The following is a 15,967-nucleotide window of genomic DNA, read 5'->3' on the forward strand; positions in this document are numbered from 1 at the left end:
TGTGGAAGTCAGTTAGTGAGGTTACCTCACATTGCTGCAACCGCCGCAATCGCCGTACTATTCCGGCATGACGTCCGGTATGACGCGAGACCTTGACGAGCCGGCCCGCAACGAGCTCGGCCAGCTCGTGCAGCGGACGGCCCGGATGCTGCGGCGGGCCAACCTCTCGGAGCTGGAGCCCTACGGGCTGTCCCCCCACCAGTCGCGGGCGCTCGGGGTCGTCAGCCGGCATGGTGCCGACGGCAGCCTGCGGCTGTCGACCGTGGCCGAGCACCTCGACATCGCACCGCGCTCGGCCACCGAGGTCATCGACGCGCTCGAGGAGCGCGGGCTGGTGCGGCGCACCCCGGACCCGGCCGACCGGCGGGCGGTGCTGATCTCCCTGACCGACGACGGCCGTGCCCTGCGGCGACGGCTCGACCGGGCGCGAGCGCGCCGCAGCGACGAGGTGTTCGGGGCGTTGACGACGAAGGAGCAGCAGGTGCTGCGGGACTTGCTAGTGCGCGTCCTCGACCACGGCCGAGTCGCCGGCGACTGACGCCGGCAGGCCGAAAACGAATGGTGCCCAGTCGGTTTCGCCCTCTCGCCCGAGCAGCTGCATCGCCAACGCCGCGTTGATCAGCATGCCGCGGGCGAGGAACGCGCTGAGCTCCTGGTCACCCGCGCCACCCTGCTCGCGCAGCAGCTGCACGATCTCGAGGAAGAGCCGCCGGGCCTCCTGCGCGATCCGCGGCTCGTCGGCCGCAGTGAACGCGTTGAAGATCATCAGGCTGAGCTCCGGCCGGCGCATCACCAGGTCGGTGTAGGTGCGGCCGACCGACTGCGCGTCGAAGGGTGGCCGCAGATTGGCGGCGAAGGCCTCCAGCATGAGGTCGCCCGCGTAGCGGTGCGCCTCGAGGAAGAGCTCGAGCTTGGTGCCGAACACCTGGATGATGCGCGGCTGACTCACGCCTGCGTATCGCGCGACCTCCGCCGTCGTCGCGCCGTGATAGCCGCCGCGGGCGAATGCCTGCACCGCCGCATCGAGCATGCGGCGGCGGCGAATGTCGGCGCCGGAATCGATTTCTCCGGCTCGGGGGCGACTGTGCATCGAGGCAGTGAAACACGTGGAGCCTGGAGTCGCATCATCGGCGGCGGGCGTGTTCCCGAGGCGCAGCGAACTCTTGACGGCTGGAAAGTCAGAAATACCAGGGGAATCCGGACCAGTCGGGGTCACGCTTCTCCAGGAAGGAGTCGCGGCCCTCGACGGCCTCGTCGGTCATGTAGGCGAGGCGGGTCGCCTCCCCGGCGAAGACCTGCTGCCCCATCAACCCGTCGTCGGTGAGGTTGAACGCAAACTTCAGCATCCGCTGCGCGGTCGGGCTCTTGCCGTTGATCTCGGCCGCCGCGACCAGCGCCTCGTGCTCCAGCTCCGCGTGGTCGGCCACGATGTTGACCGCACCCATCCGCTGCATGGTCTCGGCGTCATACGCCCGCCCGAGGAAGAAGATCTCGCGGGCGAATTTCTGGCCGACCTGCTTGGCGAGGTAGGCCGAGCCGTAGCCCGCGTCGAACGAACCCACGTCGGCGTCGGTCTGCTTGAAGCGGGCGTGCTCCCGCGAGGCGATCGTGAGGTCGCAGACCACGTGCAGCGAGTGGCCGCCGCCGGCCGCCCAGCCGTTCACGACCGCGATCACGATCTTCGGCATCGTGCGGATGAGCCGCTGCACCTCCAGGATGTGCAGCCGGCCGCCCTGCGCCTTCACGCGTGCCGCGTCGACGGTGTCGGCGGTCTCGCCCTCGGCGTACTGGTAGCCCGAGCGGCCGCGGATGCGCTGGTCGCCGCCGGAGCAGAACGCCCAGCCGCCGTCCTTGGCGCTCGGGCCGTTGCCGGTGAGCAGCACGCAGCCGACGTCGGGCGTCATGCGGGCGTGGTCGAGCGCGCGGTAGAGCTCGTCGACCGTGTGCGGCCGGAACGCGTTGCGCACCTCCGGGCGGTTGAACGCGATGCGCACGGTGCCCTTCTCGGGGCCCGGGCGCACGCACCGGTGGTAGGTGATGTCGGTGAAGTCGAAGCCCTCGACCGGCTCCCATGCCGTCGGGTCGAAGATCTCGCTGATCTGGTCACTCACGCCCTGGAGCTTATGACTACCGTCGTATGCCGTGAGCGACACTCCTGCCGACGGCCTTGCCGAGGGCCCGGTCGACCTCGACACCCTGTTGTCGACGATGCGCGTGGTGAGCATCCCGATGCGGGTGCGCTTCCGCGGCGTGCTGCATCGCGAAATCGCTGTGCTCCCAGGGCCGTCCGGGTGGGGTGAGTTCTCGCCGTTCCTGGAGTATGCCGCTCCCGAGGCGGCTCGCTGGCTCGGCGCAGCGATCGACGCCGCGTGGGGTTCCTGGCCGGTGCCGGTGCGCGAGTCGGTGCCGGTGAACGCCACGGTGCCGGCGGTGCCGGCCGCCGAGGTGCCCGCCGTGCTGGCCCGCTATGACGGCTGCACGACCGCGAAGGTCAAGGTCGCCGAGCGCGGGCAGTCGCTCGATGACGACCTCTCCCGGGTGGCGGCGGTGCGTGAGGTGATGGGTGCCGGCGGTCTCGTGCGGGTCGACGCGAACGGCGGCTGGTCGGTCGACGACGCGCTGGACGCCCTTGCGCGGCTCTCGTCATACGGCCTGGAATATGCGGAGCAGCCCTGCGCGACCGTGGACGAGCTGATCAGCCTGCGAAAAGCATTGGCACAGCGCGGGATCGACGTGCCGATCGCGGCTGACGAGTCGATCCGGAAGGCGGACGACCCGCTGCACGTCGCGCGCGTCGGCGCCGCGGACGTGGCGGTGGTGAAGGTCGCGCCGCTCGGCGGCGTGCGCGCCGCGCTCGAGATCGCGCAGGAGGCAGGGTTGCCGACGGTGGTGTCCAGCGCGATCGACTCCTCGGTCGGCATCGCCGCCGGGCTGGCCCTCGCCGCCGCCCTTCCCGACCTGCCGCACGCCTGCGGCCTTGGCACCCTGGGGCTGATGGACGGCGATGTGGTCACGGATTCGCTGGTGCCGCAAGCCGGTTCGCTGCGCGTGCGCCGGCCGGCACCGTCGCCCGAGCTGCTCGACCGATACGCCGCCGCGCCGGACCGGGTCTCCTGGTGGCGGCAGCGGGTGGCCGACTGCCACCCGCTGCTCTAACGCCGGGCGTCATTCGACCGGCAACGACGACTTCGCGGTCGGGTGCAACTGACGCATCGCGTCACTGCCGGGGAGCGCGTCACGCACGCGCGCGGAGACGTCGGGGTCGCCCGCGGAGATCAGCGGACCGGACACACTCGTGGGGTCGTAGAGCTGCCCGCTCGGGTAGGTCGTCACTCCCCCGGCCTCGGCGACGAGCAACGACCCAGGCGCGTGGTCCCAGGGCATCGCATTGCCGTAAAGCAAGTATTCGCAAGCGTTTTCGGCCAGCTTGGGGTAGTCGATGCCGCAACTCACCCAGGTCAGCTCCAGCGGCGGCAGGTCACCCAGCCGGGCACCGACCAACGACCGTCGCGAGGTGCGCCCGCGCGCCGCTGCCGCATCCCGCGGGGCCGCGCTCAGGCGTTCGTCGCCACGCCACGCGCCGGCGCCGCGCTCGGCGACATAGGCCAGCTCGTGCTCGGGCTGCCAGATCCAGCTGCGCACCACCTGCGGGCCGCGCAGCTCGGCGACCATCACCGCGTGGTCGGGTGAGCCGTGCACGAAGTTGCGGGTGCCGTCGACCGGGTCGACGGTGAACCAGTGGTCGGCGTCGGCCGCGGCCTCCAGGATCGCCCGGTCGGCGGCCACCGCCTCCTCCCCGACGATCAGCGCGTCCGGGTAGGCGTCCCGCAGCCGGCGGGTGATCTCGATCTCGGCCTCGCGGTCGGCGACGGTGACCAGGTCACCGGGGTTCTTCTCCATCACCTCGCCGTCGGCGAGCGACCGGAATCGCGGGGTGATGACGTCGGCGGCGACTTCTTGCAGCAGGGTCAGGACCTCGTCAGTCTGCACACCCTCACTATGCCCTGCCGCCGCGCGCGCCCGCGCACCCGTCTCAGTCCGTCGGCTCCCGGAAGACCTTGTGCGCCGCGGCCTGCGCCCGCGGACGGACCACCAGCTGATCGATGTTGACGTGCTCGGGCACCGTCGCGGCATACGCGATGCAGTCGGCGATGTCCTCCTGCGTCAACGGCTGCCGCACGCCCGCGTAGACCTGCTCGGCGCGCTCGCGGTCGCCGTGGAAGCGCACCAGGGAGAACTCATCGGACTTGACCATCCCCGGGTCGACCTCGCACACCCGCACCGGCTGGTCCCACAGCTCCAGACGCAGCGACTGCATCATCGAACGCACCGCGGCCTTCACCCCGCAGTAGCCCGCGCCGCCCTCGTATGCCGTGAGGGCCGCGACCGACCCCACGGTGACGATGACGCCGTGCGCGCGGGTGAGCGCCGGCAGCAGCGCCTGGATGCTCGCGGCGACCCCGATCACGTTGGTGTCGTACATCGTGCGCCACTCGGCGAAGTCCGCCTGCGCGACGTAGTCGGTGCCGAGCGCGCCGCCGGCGTTGGCGACCAGCACGTCGACCCGGTCGCCGGCGGCTTCGGCGAGCCGCGCGATGTCCTCGGGCCGGGTGACGTCGCAGGTCACGGCCCGGCCGCCGATCTCCCGCGCCAACTCCTCAATGCGGTCGGTGCGGCGCGCCGCACAGATCACCTCGAAACCGTCCTGCGCCAGCCGGCGCGCGGTCGCCCGCCCGATGCCGCTGCTCGCCCCGGTCACGACTGCGATGCGTGTGCTCATGGGGCACACGATAGAGACGTAACCTTGACCGGTGCCGACCCTGCTCCCCTACCTCGTGCGCCCCGGTGAGCTCGCTTCCTACCGCTCGGCACTCGCGGCGGCGCTCGACGGCACCGGCCCCCCGCTCAGCCCGTATGCCGAGCCGACCCCTCCCCCGGACGCGGCCGAAGTGCCCGACGACATCGCCCTGGTGGTCAGCACCTCGGGCTCGACCGGCACTCCGAAGCGCGCGATGCTCAGCCGGGCCGCGCTCGTCGCGAGCGCCGACGCCACCCACGAGCGCCTCGGCGGCCCCGGCCAATGGCTGCTGCCGATGCCGCCCCAGCACATCGCCGGCACCCAGGTGCTCATCCGCTCGCTGCGTGCCGGCGTGGCACCCATCACGCTGACGATGTTCGGCGTCGACGAATTCATATCCGCCACAAGGGCGCTCACGGGTGCACGGCGCTACACCTCACTGGTGCCGACCCAGCTGCGTCGGCTGCTCGACGCGGGTCCGGCAGCCCGGGAGGCCCTCGCCGCCTACGACGGGCTGCTGCTCGGCGGTGCCGCGTCGGCGCCGTCGCTGCTCACCGAGGCCGCGGACGCCGAGGTGCGGGTGCTGACGACCTACGGGATGAGCGAGACCTCCGGCGGCTGCGTCTATGACGGCGTCCCCCTCACCGGTACGAGCGTGCGACTCGACGACGACGGCCGGATCACCCTGTGCGGCAACACGATCGCCTCGGGCTACCTCGACGCGCCGGAGCTGACCGCCACGGTCTTCGGCGAGCTGCCCGACGGCACCCGCACCTTCCGCACCGACGACATCGGCAGCTGGGAGCAGGACCGCCTGCACGTGCTGGGCCGGGGCGACGACCTGATCAACACCGGCGGCCTGAAGGTCGCGCCACGCGTCGTCGAGGAGGCGGCGACCCAGCTGCCCGACGTGATCGAGGCGGTCGCCCTGGGCTTGCCGGACGACGAGTGGGGCGAGGCCGTCGCGATCGCGGTCCGGGCCCGGAAGCCGTTGGAGCTGGCCGAGATCCGCGCCGCGCTGCGGGAGCGACTCCCGTCATACGCACTCCCGAAGCGACTGCTGCTGGTCGAGGAGTTGCCGCTGCGCGGCCCCGGCAAGCCGGACCGTGCCGCGCTCGCGCAGTCGCCCGGGTGGCAGAATCTGCCTGCCCCCCGCTGAGGCGCACGCCGCAGCGTTCGCGCCTCCCGGAAGTTGTCGCACAGCACCATGGCCACGCTCAACGAATGGATCGGCGGATCCCGTCCGCGCACCCTGCCCGCTGCCGTCGCGCCCGTCGTGGCCGGCACCGGATCGGCCTACGCGATCGGCAAGGCCAACCTCGGCTACGCCCTGCTGGCGCTGCTGGTCTCGCTCGCGCTGCAGGTCGGGGTCAACTTCGCCAACGACTACTCCGACGGCATCCGCGGCACCGACGAGAAGCGGGTCGGCCCGGTGCGTCTGGTCGGCCAGGGCCTGGCCACCCCGGCCAGCGTCAAACTCGCGGCATTCGGCTGCTTCGCGTTCGCCGGGCTGTGCGGCCTCGCCCTGGTGGCACTGACCGGGAAGTTCTGGCTACTGCTGGTCGGCGTGGCCGCGATCATCGCCGCCTGGAAGTACACCGGCGGCGATAACCCTTACGGTTACTTGGGTCTCGGCGAGGTCTTCGTCTTCGTCTTCTTCGGCCTCGTCGCCACCCTGGGCACGACCTACACCCAGGCCGGCACGCTCGAGTCGTCCAGCTGGGCTGCGGCCGTCGGGGTGGGCGCGATCGCCTGCGCGATCCTGGTCGCCAACAATCTGCGCGACATCCCCGGCGACACCGTGTCCGGCAAGCGCACGCTCGCGGTGCGTCTGGGCGACCGGAAGACCCGCCTGCTCTACGCCGGCTTCGTGGTCGTCGCGCTGGTCATGGTCGGCCTCGCCGCGCTGCAGCACCCGTGGGCCGGCATCGCGGCGGTCGGCCTGCTGCCGGCCGTGCGCCCGGCCGTGCAGGTGCTGCGCGGCGCCCAGGGCCGCGACCTCATCCCGGTGCTCGCCGGCACCGGCATGACGATGCTCGCCTACGGCGTGCTCTTCGGGCTCGGGCTCTACCTGGCCCACCGCACCGCCTGAGCGAGCGAGCGAACTCAGCCGCGACGGGCCGCGACATCGGGAGCGGCGGCCGTCAGTTCTGCGGGCTGGTGCCGAGGGTGACCTTGGCGGTGTGTGCGGCACCGTTCGCGTCGACCCAGGTGACGCTGACGCTGTCGCCCGGATATTTGTCCTCGATCAGCGTGCCCAGCGCGTCGGCAGACGTGACCCGCTGACCGCCGATCGAGGTGATCGTCGCCCCCGCCGCGATGCCGGCGTTCGCCGCGGCACTGCCCTCGGTCACCCCGATCACCGACGCACCCGCGGTCGAGCCGCCGTAGCCGCTCCCGCTCGTGCTCGAGGACACCTGCACACCGAGTGCCGCCCGCGCGCCGATGTGCACCGACCCGGAGCGGGTGCCGGCCTCGATCTGCTGCGCGATCGACACCGCCGACGTGATCGGGATCGCGTAGCCGGTGATCGGTGTCGAGGACGACGCAGCGGTGTTGATGCCGATCACCTCCCCGTCGCTGTCGAGCAGCGCGCCACCGGAGTAACCCGGCACGATCTGCGCGTTGGTCTCGATCAGCCCGGTGAGCGACTCCGAGGAGCCGCCGTCCTCACCGCGGGCGGTGATCTGCCGGCCGGTGCCGGTGACGGTGCCGCCGGTCTGGTAGAGCGTGCCGCGGCCACCGCCCTGACCCACCGCGGTGACCTTCTCGCCGAGCACGGCACTGGCGGTGTCGAGCTTCGCCGTCGTCATCCCGCTCGCGCCCTCGAGCTTCAGCACCGCGATGTCGCGCTGCTCGTCGTGCCCGACGACCTTGGCGGTGTAGGTCTTGCCGCCGGCGGCGACGACCCGGATCTGGGTCGAGCCGTCGACCACGTGGTAGTTGGTGAGCACGGTCCCGTCGGAGGAGAGCACGACGCCCGTGCCCGCGCCCTCGCCGTTCATCAGCACGGTGTCGATCATCACCACGCCGGGCGAGGACGAGATCGGCGTGCCGGACACCGAGTTGCTGGCCTGCTGCGACCACGGATTGGCCTGCTGGCCGTCCGAGCCGCTCGATCCACCTGAGCCGTTCGACCCGCTCGACCCGTCCTGCCCACCGCCGTATGACGGGGCGTCGCTCGAGCCCGAGCCCGGGCTGAGGCCGGGGATCTGCGGCACGCTCGGGATGGTCACCGAGGGCGCGGAGGCGGAGAGCGAGATGCCGCCACGGGCCGCGAGGTCGGCCGCCACACCGGTGGGGACGAGCGCGACAGCGGTGATCGCCGCTGCGGCGAATGCGAGACGACGCGACATCAGGGACTCCTTCGAGGCAAGAAATGATCTACCCCGTAGTCAAGGAGTTCACCCCATGGCCGGACCCGGGGGACGTTGTGGGCCGGCTGTGGAGGCGCGCCGCCCTCAGTCGTCGAGGTCGTCGTCCTCGGCGCTGCGATAGGTCTCGGCGCGCTTCTGCCGCTCGGCGACCTTGCGCTCCAGCTGGCTGGCGAACTGCTCCCGCGGTCCGCGCAGCACGAAGAAGGACACCACCAGCGAGACCAGCGCGGCGAGGATGAGCAGCGGCCAGCCGCGCAGCGACACGGCATACAGCACCAGCACGACCGCGAAGAAGATCAGCAGCCGCATGATCGAGTAACGAACCATCACATACCTGAGTAGGAGTGCATGCCCACGATGAACATGTTGACCACGGTGAAGTTGAAGATGACGCAGACGAAGCCGGCGACCGAGATGTAGGCGGCCTTCTTGCCGCTCCACCCGGCCGTCGCGCGTGCGTGCAGGTAGGCCGCGTAGACGACCCAGATGACGAGCGTCCAGACCTCCTTGGGGTCCCAGCTCCAGTAGTGCCCCCAGGCGATCTGCGCCCAGATCGCGCCCGCGATGAGGGTGAACGTCCAGAGCGGGAAGGCGATGATCAGCAGCCCGTAGGTCGTGCGGTCCATCGTCGCCGAGTCGGGCACCGCGTCCATGAACTTGTACTTGGTGTCGCCGATGTCCTCGCGCCACTTCTGCACGAAGAACAGGATCGTGGTGGAGAAGGCGATGGTGAAGAAGGCGACCGACAGGATCGCGACCGTCACATGGATGGTCAGCCAGTAGTTCTTCAGCGACGGCAGCAGCTGGCTGGCGGCGGTGTAGAAGACGAGCGCGGCGAGCATCTCGGTCAGCAGGGTCGGGCCGACCACGAAGATGCCGAGCGAGCGCACGTCGCGGCGCAGACTCCAGATCAGGTAGGCCGTGATGACGAAGAACGAGCCGACGATGGAGAACTCGTACATGTTGCCCAGCGGCGGCCGGCCGACCGAGACCGCGCGCAGCACGACGCAGGCGCCGAGCAGCAGCGCACCCAGCCAGCTGAGCGACAGGCCGATGCCGGCCCACTGACGCTTCTCCGGCGGCACGTCCGCGACCGGCGCGGTGGTGCGCTCCAGCAGCGCCGTGCCGCCACCGTCGCCACCGGCTGCCGCCACGCCCTCGGCCGCCTTCGCCCGGCGGGCCGCGGCGCGTTCGGCGCGGGCCGGGTGTCCGGCGAGGTCGGCGGCGAAGGCGAGCATCGCCAGCGCCAGCACGACGGCCGAGGCGTAGAGGAAGTTGTTCGACGTGTTGGCCAGGCCGATGTTGGTGGCGTGCCCGCCGAGCGAGAGATCGCTGGTGAGGGAGTTCATTTACGAGCCTGCCTGCCTCGTGGTCGGGGGACTTGCCAGCCGCTGTCCGACTCCTTCGAGCAGGGAGTCGAGCGCGACCTGCAGGCGTGGGTCCTCGCCCTTGGCGAGTGCGCCCGCGGTGATCAGGGTACGCGGCGAGCCGGTGGAGCCCGGTGCCGCGTCGTCGTCGGGCTCGGTGCCGACCTTGACGAAGATCCGCCGGCGACGCAGCGTCATCGACATGATGAGGCCGGCCAGGCCGATGAGCGCGGCGACCAGCGCGGTCGTCTTGCCGGGGTCGTAGCGCGCGGAGAGCCCGGCCCAGCGCGGGATCTGCTTGTCGAGGCTGATCGTGGTGCCGTCGGGCAGCGTGGCGCTCTGCCCGGCATACACGACCGCCCTCCACGGCTGACTGCCGTTCATCACCTGCGTCATCTTGCGGGTGTTGAGTGTGTAGACCGACTGCGGCAGCGAGTCGGGGAAGAGGTCGCCCTGGTAGGCGCCGAGCACCAGCGCCGGCTTGTCCGGGGCCGGGAAGGTCGAGATCGGTCCCTGCTTCTCGTCGAAGGCCGCCGTCGGCAGGAACATCCCGAAGAAGCCGAGCTCCTTCGGGGAGGCGGCCGGCACCTTGATCGCGCCGACCGACTTGTAGGTGTTGCCCTGGGAGAGGAACGGCGTCGCCTGGTGGTAGAGCACCTTGCCCTTCGGGTCGCGCACGGTGACCATCGGCGCGTAGCCGTTGCCGAGCAGGTAGACCGAGGTGCCGCCGAGGTTGACCGCGCCGTTGACCGCGAGGGTCTGGTTGACCGGCTTGCTGCCGAGCGGGTCCTGGGTGGTCACGGACGCCACGAAGTCACGCGGCTGGCCGTACTGCGGGGAGTCCGGTGAGACGTTGCGCTCGAAGGTCACGTCGAGGCTCTTGACGTCGAGGCTCCACGGCTTGATGTCGCTCGAGTTGACCCACGGGCCGAGGTTGAGGGTGTTGTAGGCGCCGGCCGTGCTGACGAACGGCTGCCCGCCCTCCGGCACGATCACGTCGCCGCGCCAGCCCATCAGGTGGTCGGCGGCGACCGCGAGCACGACGACGATCAGGCAGGTGTGGAAGAGCAGGTTGCCGGTCTCCCGCAGCCGCCCGCCCTCGGCGACGATCGCCTGGGTGCCGTCGGCCGGCTCGTCGACGCGCACCCGGTAACCCTTGCGCCGCAGGACCGCCCTGGTCGCCTCGACGACGTCGGAAGGCGTTGCGGCAGAGACGCGTTCGGCCGACGCGGGCAGTCGGCCGAGGCGGCGCGGCACCCGGGGCAGCGGCGAACGCAGCGCCTTGAGGTGCACGCCGATGCGCGGCACCACACAGCCGATGATCGAGACCAGCAGCAGCAGGTAGATCGCCGCGAACCACGGCGCGCTGTAGACGTCGAACATGCTCAGCCGGTCCAGCCACGGCCCGACGGTCTTGTGGTCCTGCAGGTAGGTCGTCACGCGCGGCGCGTCGATGCTGCGCTGCGGGAAGATCGAACCCGGCACCGCGGCCACCGCGAGCAGCAGCAGGAGGAAGAGCGCGGTCCGCATCGAGGTCAGCTGCCGCCAGAGCCAGCGCAGCGTGCCGAGCAGGCCGAGCTTCGGCTGGTTGGTGGGCGTCGGACGCGCGGATCCGCCCTTATTGGCGGGCCTTTCACGCCCCGCGGCCGCGGTGGAGTCCTTCTCGGTTTCGGTCGACATAGCTCAGATCAGCTCAGATCACCGGTACGAAATTCTCGGAGCCGGTCAGTCGGGTCTGCACCCAGGTGATGAGGTCCAGCCACTGGCCGGAGATCATCACGACCCCGACCGCCAGCATGAGGGCACCGCCGACCAGTTGGATCGGGCGGTGGTGGTCGCGCAGCCACCGGGACGCCTTCTCCGCGCGCGACCAGCCTGCCGCGATGAGCAGGAAGGGGAGGCCGAGCCCGAGGCAGTAGAACGCCGCCAGCACGACGCCGCGGCTCGCGCTGCCCTGCCCGATCGGGTTGGCAAGGTTGAGGATTGCGCCATACACCGGGCCGACGCAGGGGCTCGCGCTCAGCCCGAAGACCGCGCCGAGCAGGGGCGCCCCGAGCAGCCCGGCCGACGGACGCCACCGCACCGGGATGCCGCGCTGCCCGATGAAGCCGAGGTAGACCAGCGCGAGCAGGACGACGATGACGCCGCTGATGCGGATCATCGCGTCCTGGTGCAGGTAGCGCAGGTTGGTCACCCAGCTGTATGCCGCGGCGACGCTCACCAGCACGACCGAGAAGCCGACCACGAACAGGAACGCACCGGTCACCAACCGGGTGCGGCGGCGCTCGTCGGTCAGTCCGGTGACATAGCCGAGAAAGCCTGGCACCAAAGGCAATACGCACGGCGACGCGAACGAGACGACTCCGGCGACCACCGCGAGCGCGACTGCGATCGGGAGGCTGCCGGAGGCGACCGTCTGGGCTGCGTCAGCTGTCACTGCGGGGCCTCCGGGAAGTATCGCGGAGGAGCGCAGCGGGGGAAGCGAGCTTCGTGGGGCATGCGTCAGCCCTTGCTCACGACGTCCTGGACCAGGCCGGTCAGGGTGGTCGTGGTGGTGGGGCCGCTGACACGCGCGGCGATGCGGTGCTGGGTGTCGAGCACGAGCGTCGACGGGGTTGCGGTCGCCTTGCCCTGCAACGCCACCAGCGCCGCTCCCCCGTCGTCCTGCAGCGACGGATAGGTGACCCCGGCGGTCTTGAGGTAGGCCGCGCCCGTCTCCGGGCTCTCCTGCCGGTCCACGCCGATCATCACGACATTGCCCTTGGGCTGGAAGGACTCCCACGCCTTCTGCAACGCGGGCATCTCCTCCTTGCACGGCGGGCACCAGGAACCCCAGACGTTGATCACGACGATCTTGCCGGCCGCGTCCTTGCCCGACGACCACGGTGTGCCGTCGAGCAGCTTGCCGGACAGCTGCACCGGCTTGCCGCGCTTGTCGGGCGCGAGCTGCTCGATGCCGCCGTCGCCGGAGATGTAGTTCTTGTCGTCGCCGGCCTTGGCCTGCTTGGCGATCGAGCTGTCGCCGCCGGAGCCGCACGCGCTCAGCCCGAGAGCGGCGGTGAGTGCGAGGGCGCCGCCGACGACGGCGCGACGGGACATCATGCTGACTTCCTTCCGGTCGCCGATCCGGCGGCCTCGGTGGCCTTGGGCAGCAAGTCGCGGGCCGGCTCGTGGTAGTCGACGCCGGCGAAGGAGTCACCCTCGAAGCGCAGGCTGGTCACGGACGCGAGCGTGCACTGGCGGCGCCGCGGGTCGTGCCACAGGCGCTTGCCCTCGAAGTGCTGACGGGCGATCCACACCGGCAGCTGGTGGCTGACGACGACCGCCTGGTGTCCCCTCGCCGCGGCGCGCGCGTCGGCGACGGCTGCCGACATACGGGCCGCGATCTCGGCGTAGGGCTCGCCCCAGCTGGGCTTGAGCGGGTTGGTGAGTTTGCCCCAGAAGCGTGGTTTCAGAAGCTGTTTGGGGTGTTTGCCGACCGTGAGGCCCTCGAAGTCGTTGCCGGCCTCGATGACGCGCTCGTCGACGGTGACCGACTGCCGCAGCGCCTCGGCGAGCGGCTCCATCGTCTCCTGCGCGCGCTCCAGCGGCGAGGACACCAGATAGGTCACGTCCTCGTCCTGCAGGTATGACGCGACGCGCTGCGCCATCTGGCGGCCCAGTGCGGACAGGTGGAAGCCCGGCATGCGCCCGTAGAGGACGCCGCCGGGATTGTCGACCTCGCCGTGTCGCACGAGGTGCACGACGGTGGTGGTCATGCCCGCATCACCGGCACGGAGTCCTTGCGCATTGGCGGAGTGTCGCATTTCAGTCTGTGTCGTCTCTCGGGGTGCCCGCTCAGCCGGCGGCGGCCGCCCGGGCGGCGGCGGGCAGCGCCTGCAGCACGTGGCCGATCGCGTCGTCGTCGTGCGACGCGCTGACGAACCAGGCCTCGAACGCACTCGGCGGCAGGTGCACGCCCTGGTCGAGCATCGAGTGGAAGAACCGGCCGTAAGCGGCGGTGTCCTGCGCCTTGGCGCCGTCGTAGTCGCGCACCTCGTCGCCGGTGAAGAACACCGAGAACATCGAGCCCGCCCACTGCACGGTGTGCGGCACACCCGCCTGCGCCAGCGCGACCGACGCGGCGTCGGCGATGGTGTGGGCGACGACGTCGAGGCGGTCGTAGACCTCGGGCGTGCAGTGCTGCAGCGTGGCAAGCCCCGCGGCGGTGGCGATCGGGTTACCGGCGAGCGTGCCGGCCTGGTAGACCGGGCCGTCCGGTGCGAGGCGGGCCATCAGGTCGGCCCGGCCGCCGAAGGCCGCCGCCGGGAAGCCGCCGCCCATGACCTTGCCGAAGGTGAACAGGTCCGGGGCGCCGCCGTCCGGCTCGCCCTCCAGGCCGTACCAGCCGGCCGGCGAGCAGCGGAACCCGGTCATCACCTCGTCGGTGATCAGCAGCGCCCCGTGCTCCCGGGTGATCCTGCGCAGCGCGCTCGTGAAGCCCTCGGCGGGCGGCACCACGCCCATGTTGCCCGGGGACGCCTCGGTGATCACGCAGGCGATCTCGTCGCCGTGCTCGGCGAAGGCGGCCTCCACGGCGGCGACGTCGTTGTAGGGCAGCACGATCGTCTCGTGCGCGCTCGAGGCGGGCACCCCGGCGGAGTCCGGCAGCGCGAACGTGGCCACGCCCGACCCGGCCGCGGCCAGCAGCGGGTCGACGTGCCCGTGGTAGCAGCCGGCGAACTTGACCACCTTGCTGCGGCCGGTCGCGCCGCGCGCGAGCCGCAGTGCGGACATGGTGGCCTCGGTGCCGCTGCTCACCAGCCGCACCTGCTCGACCGGGTCGACGCGGCGGACGATCTCCTCGGCGAGCGCGACCTCGTTCTCACTCGGCGTGCCGAAGCTGAACCCGCGCGCGGCAGCCTGCTGCACGGCGTCCATGACCGCGGGGTGCGCGTGGCCGAGGATCATCGGGCCCCACGAGCAGATCAGGTCGACGTAGCGGTTGCCGTCGACGTCGGTCAGCCAGGGGCCCTGCGCCGAGGCGATGAAGCGCGGCGTGCCGCCGACGGCACGGAAGGCCCGGACCGGGGAGTTGACGCCACCCGGGGTCACCGCGCGGGCGCGCTCGAGCAGCGCGGCGGAGCCGGTGGTCTCGGTGGAGGTGTCGGAGGGTGATGCCTGCGTCATACCTCTAGTTTCGCAGGCGGCCGGAGCGCCTTCTCCTACGGCCTGTAGTGGCCGTTGAGGTGCTCTCGCACCCGCGTCATCGCGACGCCGAGAGCGTGGAAGAGCATCGGGTCGAGTTGCCGCACCAGATGGTCCTGCACACCTTGCACGTGGATCAACGCCGCCGCCTCGACCGCCTCCAAACCCGCTGGGGTCAGGACGAGTTCGATGCCCCGGCCGTCGTGGGGCGCCGGGCGCCGCTGCACCCAGCCGCGACGCTCGAGCCGGGTCGCGGTGTGCGTGACGCGGCTGCGGGACTGGATGACGAGGTCGGCGAGCTGGCTCATCCGCATCGAGTGGGCGTCGGCCTCGGACAGCATCGACAACAGTTCGTACTCGGCGAGCGACATCCCGGCCTGTTGCAGCTCGGTGTCGAGGGTCAGCTCGAGCGCGCGACTGGCCCGCAGGTAGGCGCGCCACGACTTCTGCTCGTCGTCGGTGAGCCAGGCGAAATCGCCACCGGTCTCACGCCCGGAGGACGGCGGCGGTAGGGCAGGCTCGGATGCGGCAGGCATGACCCCTCAAGCATAAGTGGCGATCAGCCGCCGAATGGGGAATAATTGAAATATCAATGAAGTTGTGTCGTGCGGTCGCGTCGAGCGGCCACCCACGAACAGCATCAACCGATGACCTTTTTGACAAGGAGCGCCATGACCACGCTGCAGAACCTCACCCCCGGCACCTGGAACGTCGACCCGGCCCACAGCCAGGTCGGCTTCAGCGTCCGCCACCTCATGGTGAGCAAGGTGCGCGGCAAGTTCGAGGACTTCACCTCGACCCTGACCGTCGGCGAGAGCCTGGAGGAGTCGAGCGTCGAGGCGACCGTGCAGATGGCCTCGATCAACACCGGCGTCGCCGACCGCGACAACCACCTGCGCACCAACGACTTCTTCGAGGTCGACAAGTTCCCGACGATGACCTTCAAGTCCACGGGCATCACCTCCTCGACCCTGACCGGTGACCTCACCATCAAGGGCGTCACCCACCCGGTGAGCTTCGAGGTCGACTTCGGCGGCGTCGGCGGCGACCCGTGGGGCGGCACCCGCGCGGGCTTCGAGGCGACCACCGAGATCAACCGCAAGGAGTTCGGCGTCACGATCGACATGCCGCTCGAGGGCGGCGGCGCCGTCGTCGGCGACAAGGTGAAGATCATCCTCGAGCTGGAGTTCGTGAAGGCCTGACCCTCCCAGCGGCCAGGAGGACACGCGATGTTGTGC

At 70.8% G+C, this 15,967-nt stretch carries 18 protein-coding genes; 5 read left to right on the plus strand and 13 right to left on the minus strand.

From position 1 onward, the window contains the following. Window positions 1-67 precede the first annotated feature (67 nt). On the plus strand, window positions 68-538 hold the full coding sequence (locus tag HJ588_RS01235; protein ID WP_246241735.1) for a MarR family winged helix-turn-helix transcriptional regulator: 471 nt from the start codon (window positions 68-70) through the stop codon (window positions 536-538). Here the strand turns inward: HJ588_RS01235 and HJ588_RS01240 are convergent. Together HJ588_RS01240 and HJ588_RS01245 are read right to left on the minus strand one after the other, a co-directional pair. Beyond that, window positions 497-1,090 (minus strand): TetR/AcrR family transcriptional regulator, encoded by a 594-nt coding sequence (locus tag HJ588_RS01240; RefSeq protein ID WP_171151195.1) that lies wholly within the window; start codon window positions 1,088-1,090, stop codon window positions 497-499. The two genes, HJ588_RS01235 and HJ588_RS01240, sit on opposite strands and share 42 nt — an antisense overlap. 88 nt (window positions 1,091-1,178) lie before the next feature. Then, window positions 1,179-2,111 (minus strand): 1,4-dihydroxy-2-naphthoyl-CoA synthase, encoded by a 933-nt coding sequence (locus HJ588_RS01245; RefSeq protein ID WP_343036543.1) that lies wholly within the window; start codon window positions 2,109-2,111, stop codon window positions 1,179-1,181. Window positions 2,112-2,142: 31 nt separating this feature from the next. On the opposite strand from HJ588_RS01245, the gene HJ588_RS01250 reads away from it, so the two are divergent. Then, window positions 2,143-3,156, plus strand: a complete 1,014-nt coding sequence (locus tag HJ588_RS01250; RefSeq protein ID WP_343036544.1) for an o-succinylbenzoate synthase — start codon at window positions 2,143-2,145, stop codon at window positions 3,154-3,156. A 9-nt stretch (window positions 3,157-3,165) separates the two neighbouring features. Here HJ588_RS01250 and HJ588_RS01255 read toward each other — a convergent pair whose 3' ends face one another. Further along, a complete protein-coding gene (locus HJ588_RS01255; RefSeq protein ID WP_343036545.1) occupies window positions 3,166-3,990 on the minus strand; it encodes an inositol monophosphatase family protein in 825 nt (274 codons plus the stop codon). A gap of 43 nt (window positions 3,991-4,033) precedes the next feature. Further along, complete coding sequence (locus HJ588_RS01260) at window positions 4,034-4,780, minus strand: SDR family NAD(P)-dependent oxidoreductase (protein WP_171151202.1); 747 nt, start codon at window positions 4,778-4,780, stop codon at window positions 4,034-4,036. Between the two features lie 31 nt (window positions 4,781-4,811). Here HJ588_RS01260 and menE point away from each other — a divergent pair, with 31 nt between their 5' ends. Then, window positions 4,812-5,957, plus strand: coding sequence for an o-succinylbenzoate--CoA ligase (gene menE / locus HJ588_RS01265; protein ID WP_171151204.1), 1,146 nt, complete (start codon window positions 4,812-4,814; stop codon window positions 5,955-5,957). 48 nt (window positions 5,958-6,005) lie between these two features. Next, entirely contained in the window at window positions 6,006-6,890 is an 885-nt protein-coding gene (locus tag HJ588_RS01270; RefSeq protein ID WP_171151206.1) for a 1,4-dihydroxy-2-naphthoate polyprenyltransferase, read from the plus strand. A gap of 52 nt (window positions 6,891-6,942) precedes the next feature. Here the strand turns inward: HJ588_RS01270 and HJ588_RS01275 are convergent, their stop codons facing one another. From HJ588_RS01275 to HJ588_RS01315, 9 genes are all read right to left on the minus strand, one after another. Further along, window positions 6,943-8,154 carry a S1C family serine protease gene (locus HJ588_RS01275; RefSeq protein ID WP_171151207.1) on the minus strand — a complete coding sequence of 404 codons (1,212 nt, stop codon included), beginning with the start codon at window positions 8,152-8,154 and terminating at the stop codon, window positions 6,943-6,945. A 105-nt stretch (window positions 8,155-8,259) separates the two neighbouring features. Beyond that, a complete protein-coding gene (locus tag HJ588_RS01280; protein ID WP_171151209.1) occupies window positions 8,260-8,502 on the minus strand; it encodes a DUF4229 domain-containing protein in 243 nt (80 codons plus the stop codon). Further along, a complete protein-coding gene (gene ccsB / locus HJ588_RS01285) occupies window positions 8,502-9,524 on the minus strand; it encodes a c-type cytochrome biogenesis protein CcsB (RefSeq protein WP_171151212.1) in 1,023 nt (340 codons plus the stop codon). The genes HJ588_RS01280 and ccsB overlap by 1 nt, the downstream gene beginning before the upstream one ends. Then, window positions 9,525-11,222, minus strand: a complete 1,698-nt coding sequence (gene resB / locus HJ588_RS01290) for a cytochrome c biogenesis protein ResB (protein ID WP_171151214.1) — start codon at window positions 11,220-11,222, stop codon at window positions 9,525-9,527. A 13-nt stretch (window positions 11,223-11,235) separates the two neighbouring features. Further along, the gene (locus HJ588_RS01295; protein WP_171151216.1) at window positions 11,236-11,979 is read right to left on the minus strand and encodes a cytochrome c biogenesis protein CcdA; all 744 of its coding nucleotides are present in this window, start codon (window positions 11,977-11,979) and stop codon (window positions 11,236-11,238) included. Window positions 11,980-12,044: 65 nt separating this feature from the next. Further along, window positions 12,045-12,644 carry a TlpA family protein disulfide reductase gene (locus HJ588_RS01300; RefSeq protein ID WP_246241736.1) on the minus strand — a complete coding sequence of 200 codons (600 nt, stop codon included), beginning with the start codon at window positions 12,642-12,644 and terminating at the stop codon, window positions 12,045-12,047. Beyond that, window positions 12,641-13,300 carry a histidine phosphatase family protein gene (locus tag HJ588_RS01305; protein WP_171151219.1) on the minus strand — a complete coding sequence of 220 codons (660 nt, stop codon included), beginning with the start codon at window positions 13,298-13,300 and terminating at the stop codon, window positions 12,641-12,643. The genes HJ588_RS01300 and HJ588_RS01305 overlap by 4 nt, the downstream gene beginning before the upstream one ends. Before the next feature lie 79 nt (window positions 13,301-13,379). After that, window positions 13,380-14,711 (minus strand): glutamate-1-semialdehyde 2,1-aminomutase, encoded by a 1,332-nt coding sequence (hemL, locus tag HJ588_RS01310; RefSeq protein ID WP_171151221.1) that lies wholly within the window; start codon window positions 14,709-14,711, stop codon window positions 13,380-13,382. 35 nt (window positions 14,712-14,746) lie between these two features. Beyond that, complete coding sequence (locus tag HJ588_RS01315; protein ID WP_171151223.1) at window positions 14,747-15,265, minus strand: MarR family winged helix-turn-helix transcriptional regulator; 519 nt, start codon at window positions 15,263-15,265, stop codon at window positions 14,747-14,749. 135 nt (window positions 15,266-15,400) lie between these two features. Between HJ588_RS01315 and HJ588_RS01320 the strand changes: the two genes are divergently transcribed. After that, window positions 15,401-15,931 carry a YceI family protein gene (locus HJ588_RS01320; protein ID WP_171151225.1) on the plus strand — a complete coding sequence of 177 codons (531 nt, stop codon included), beginning with the start codon at window positions 15,401-15,403 and terminating at the stop codon, window positions 15,929-15,931. Window positions 15,932-15,967 lie beyond the last annotated feature (36 nt).

It is taken from the genome of Flexivirga aerilata (assembly GCF_013002715.1).
Lineage (GTDB): Bacteria > Actinomycetota > Actinomycetes > Actinomycetales > Dermatophilaceae > Flexivirga > Flexivirga aerilata.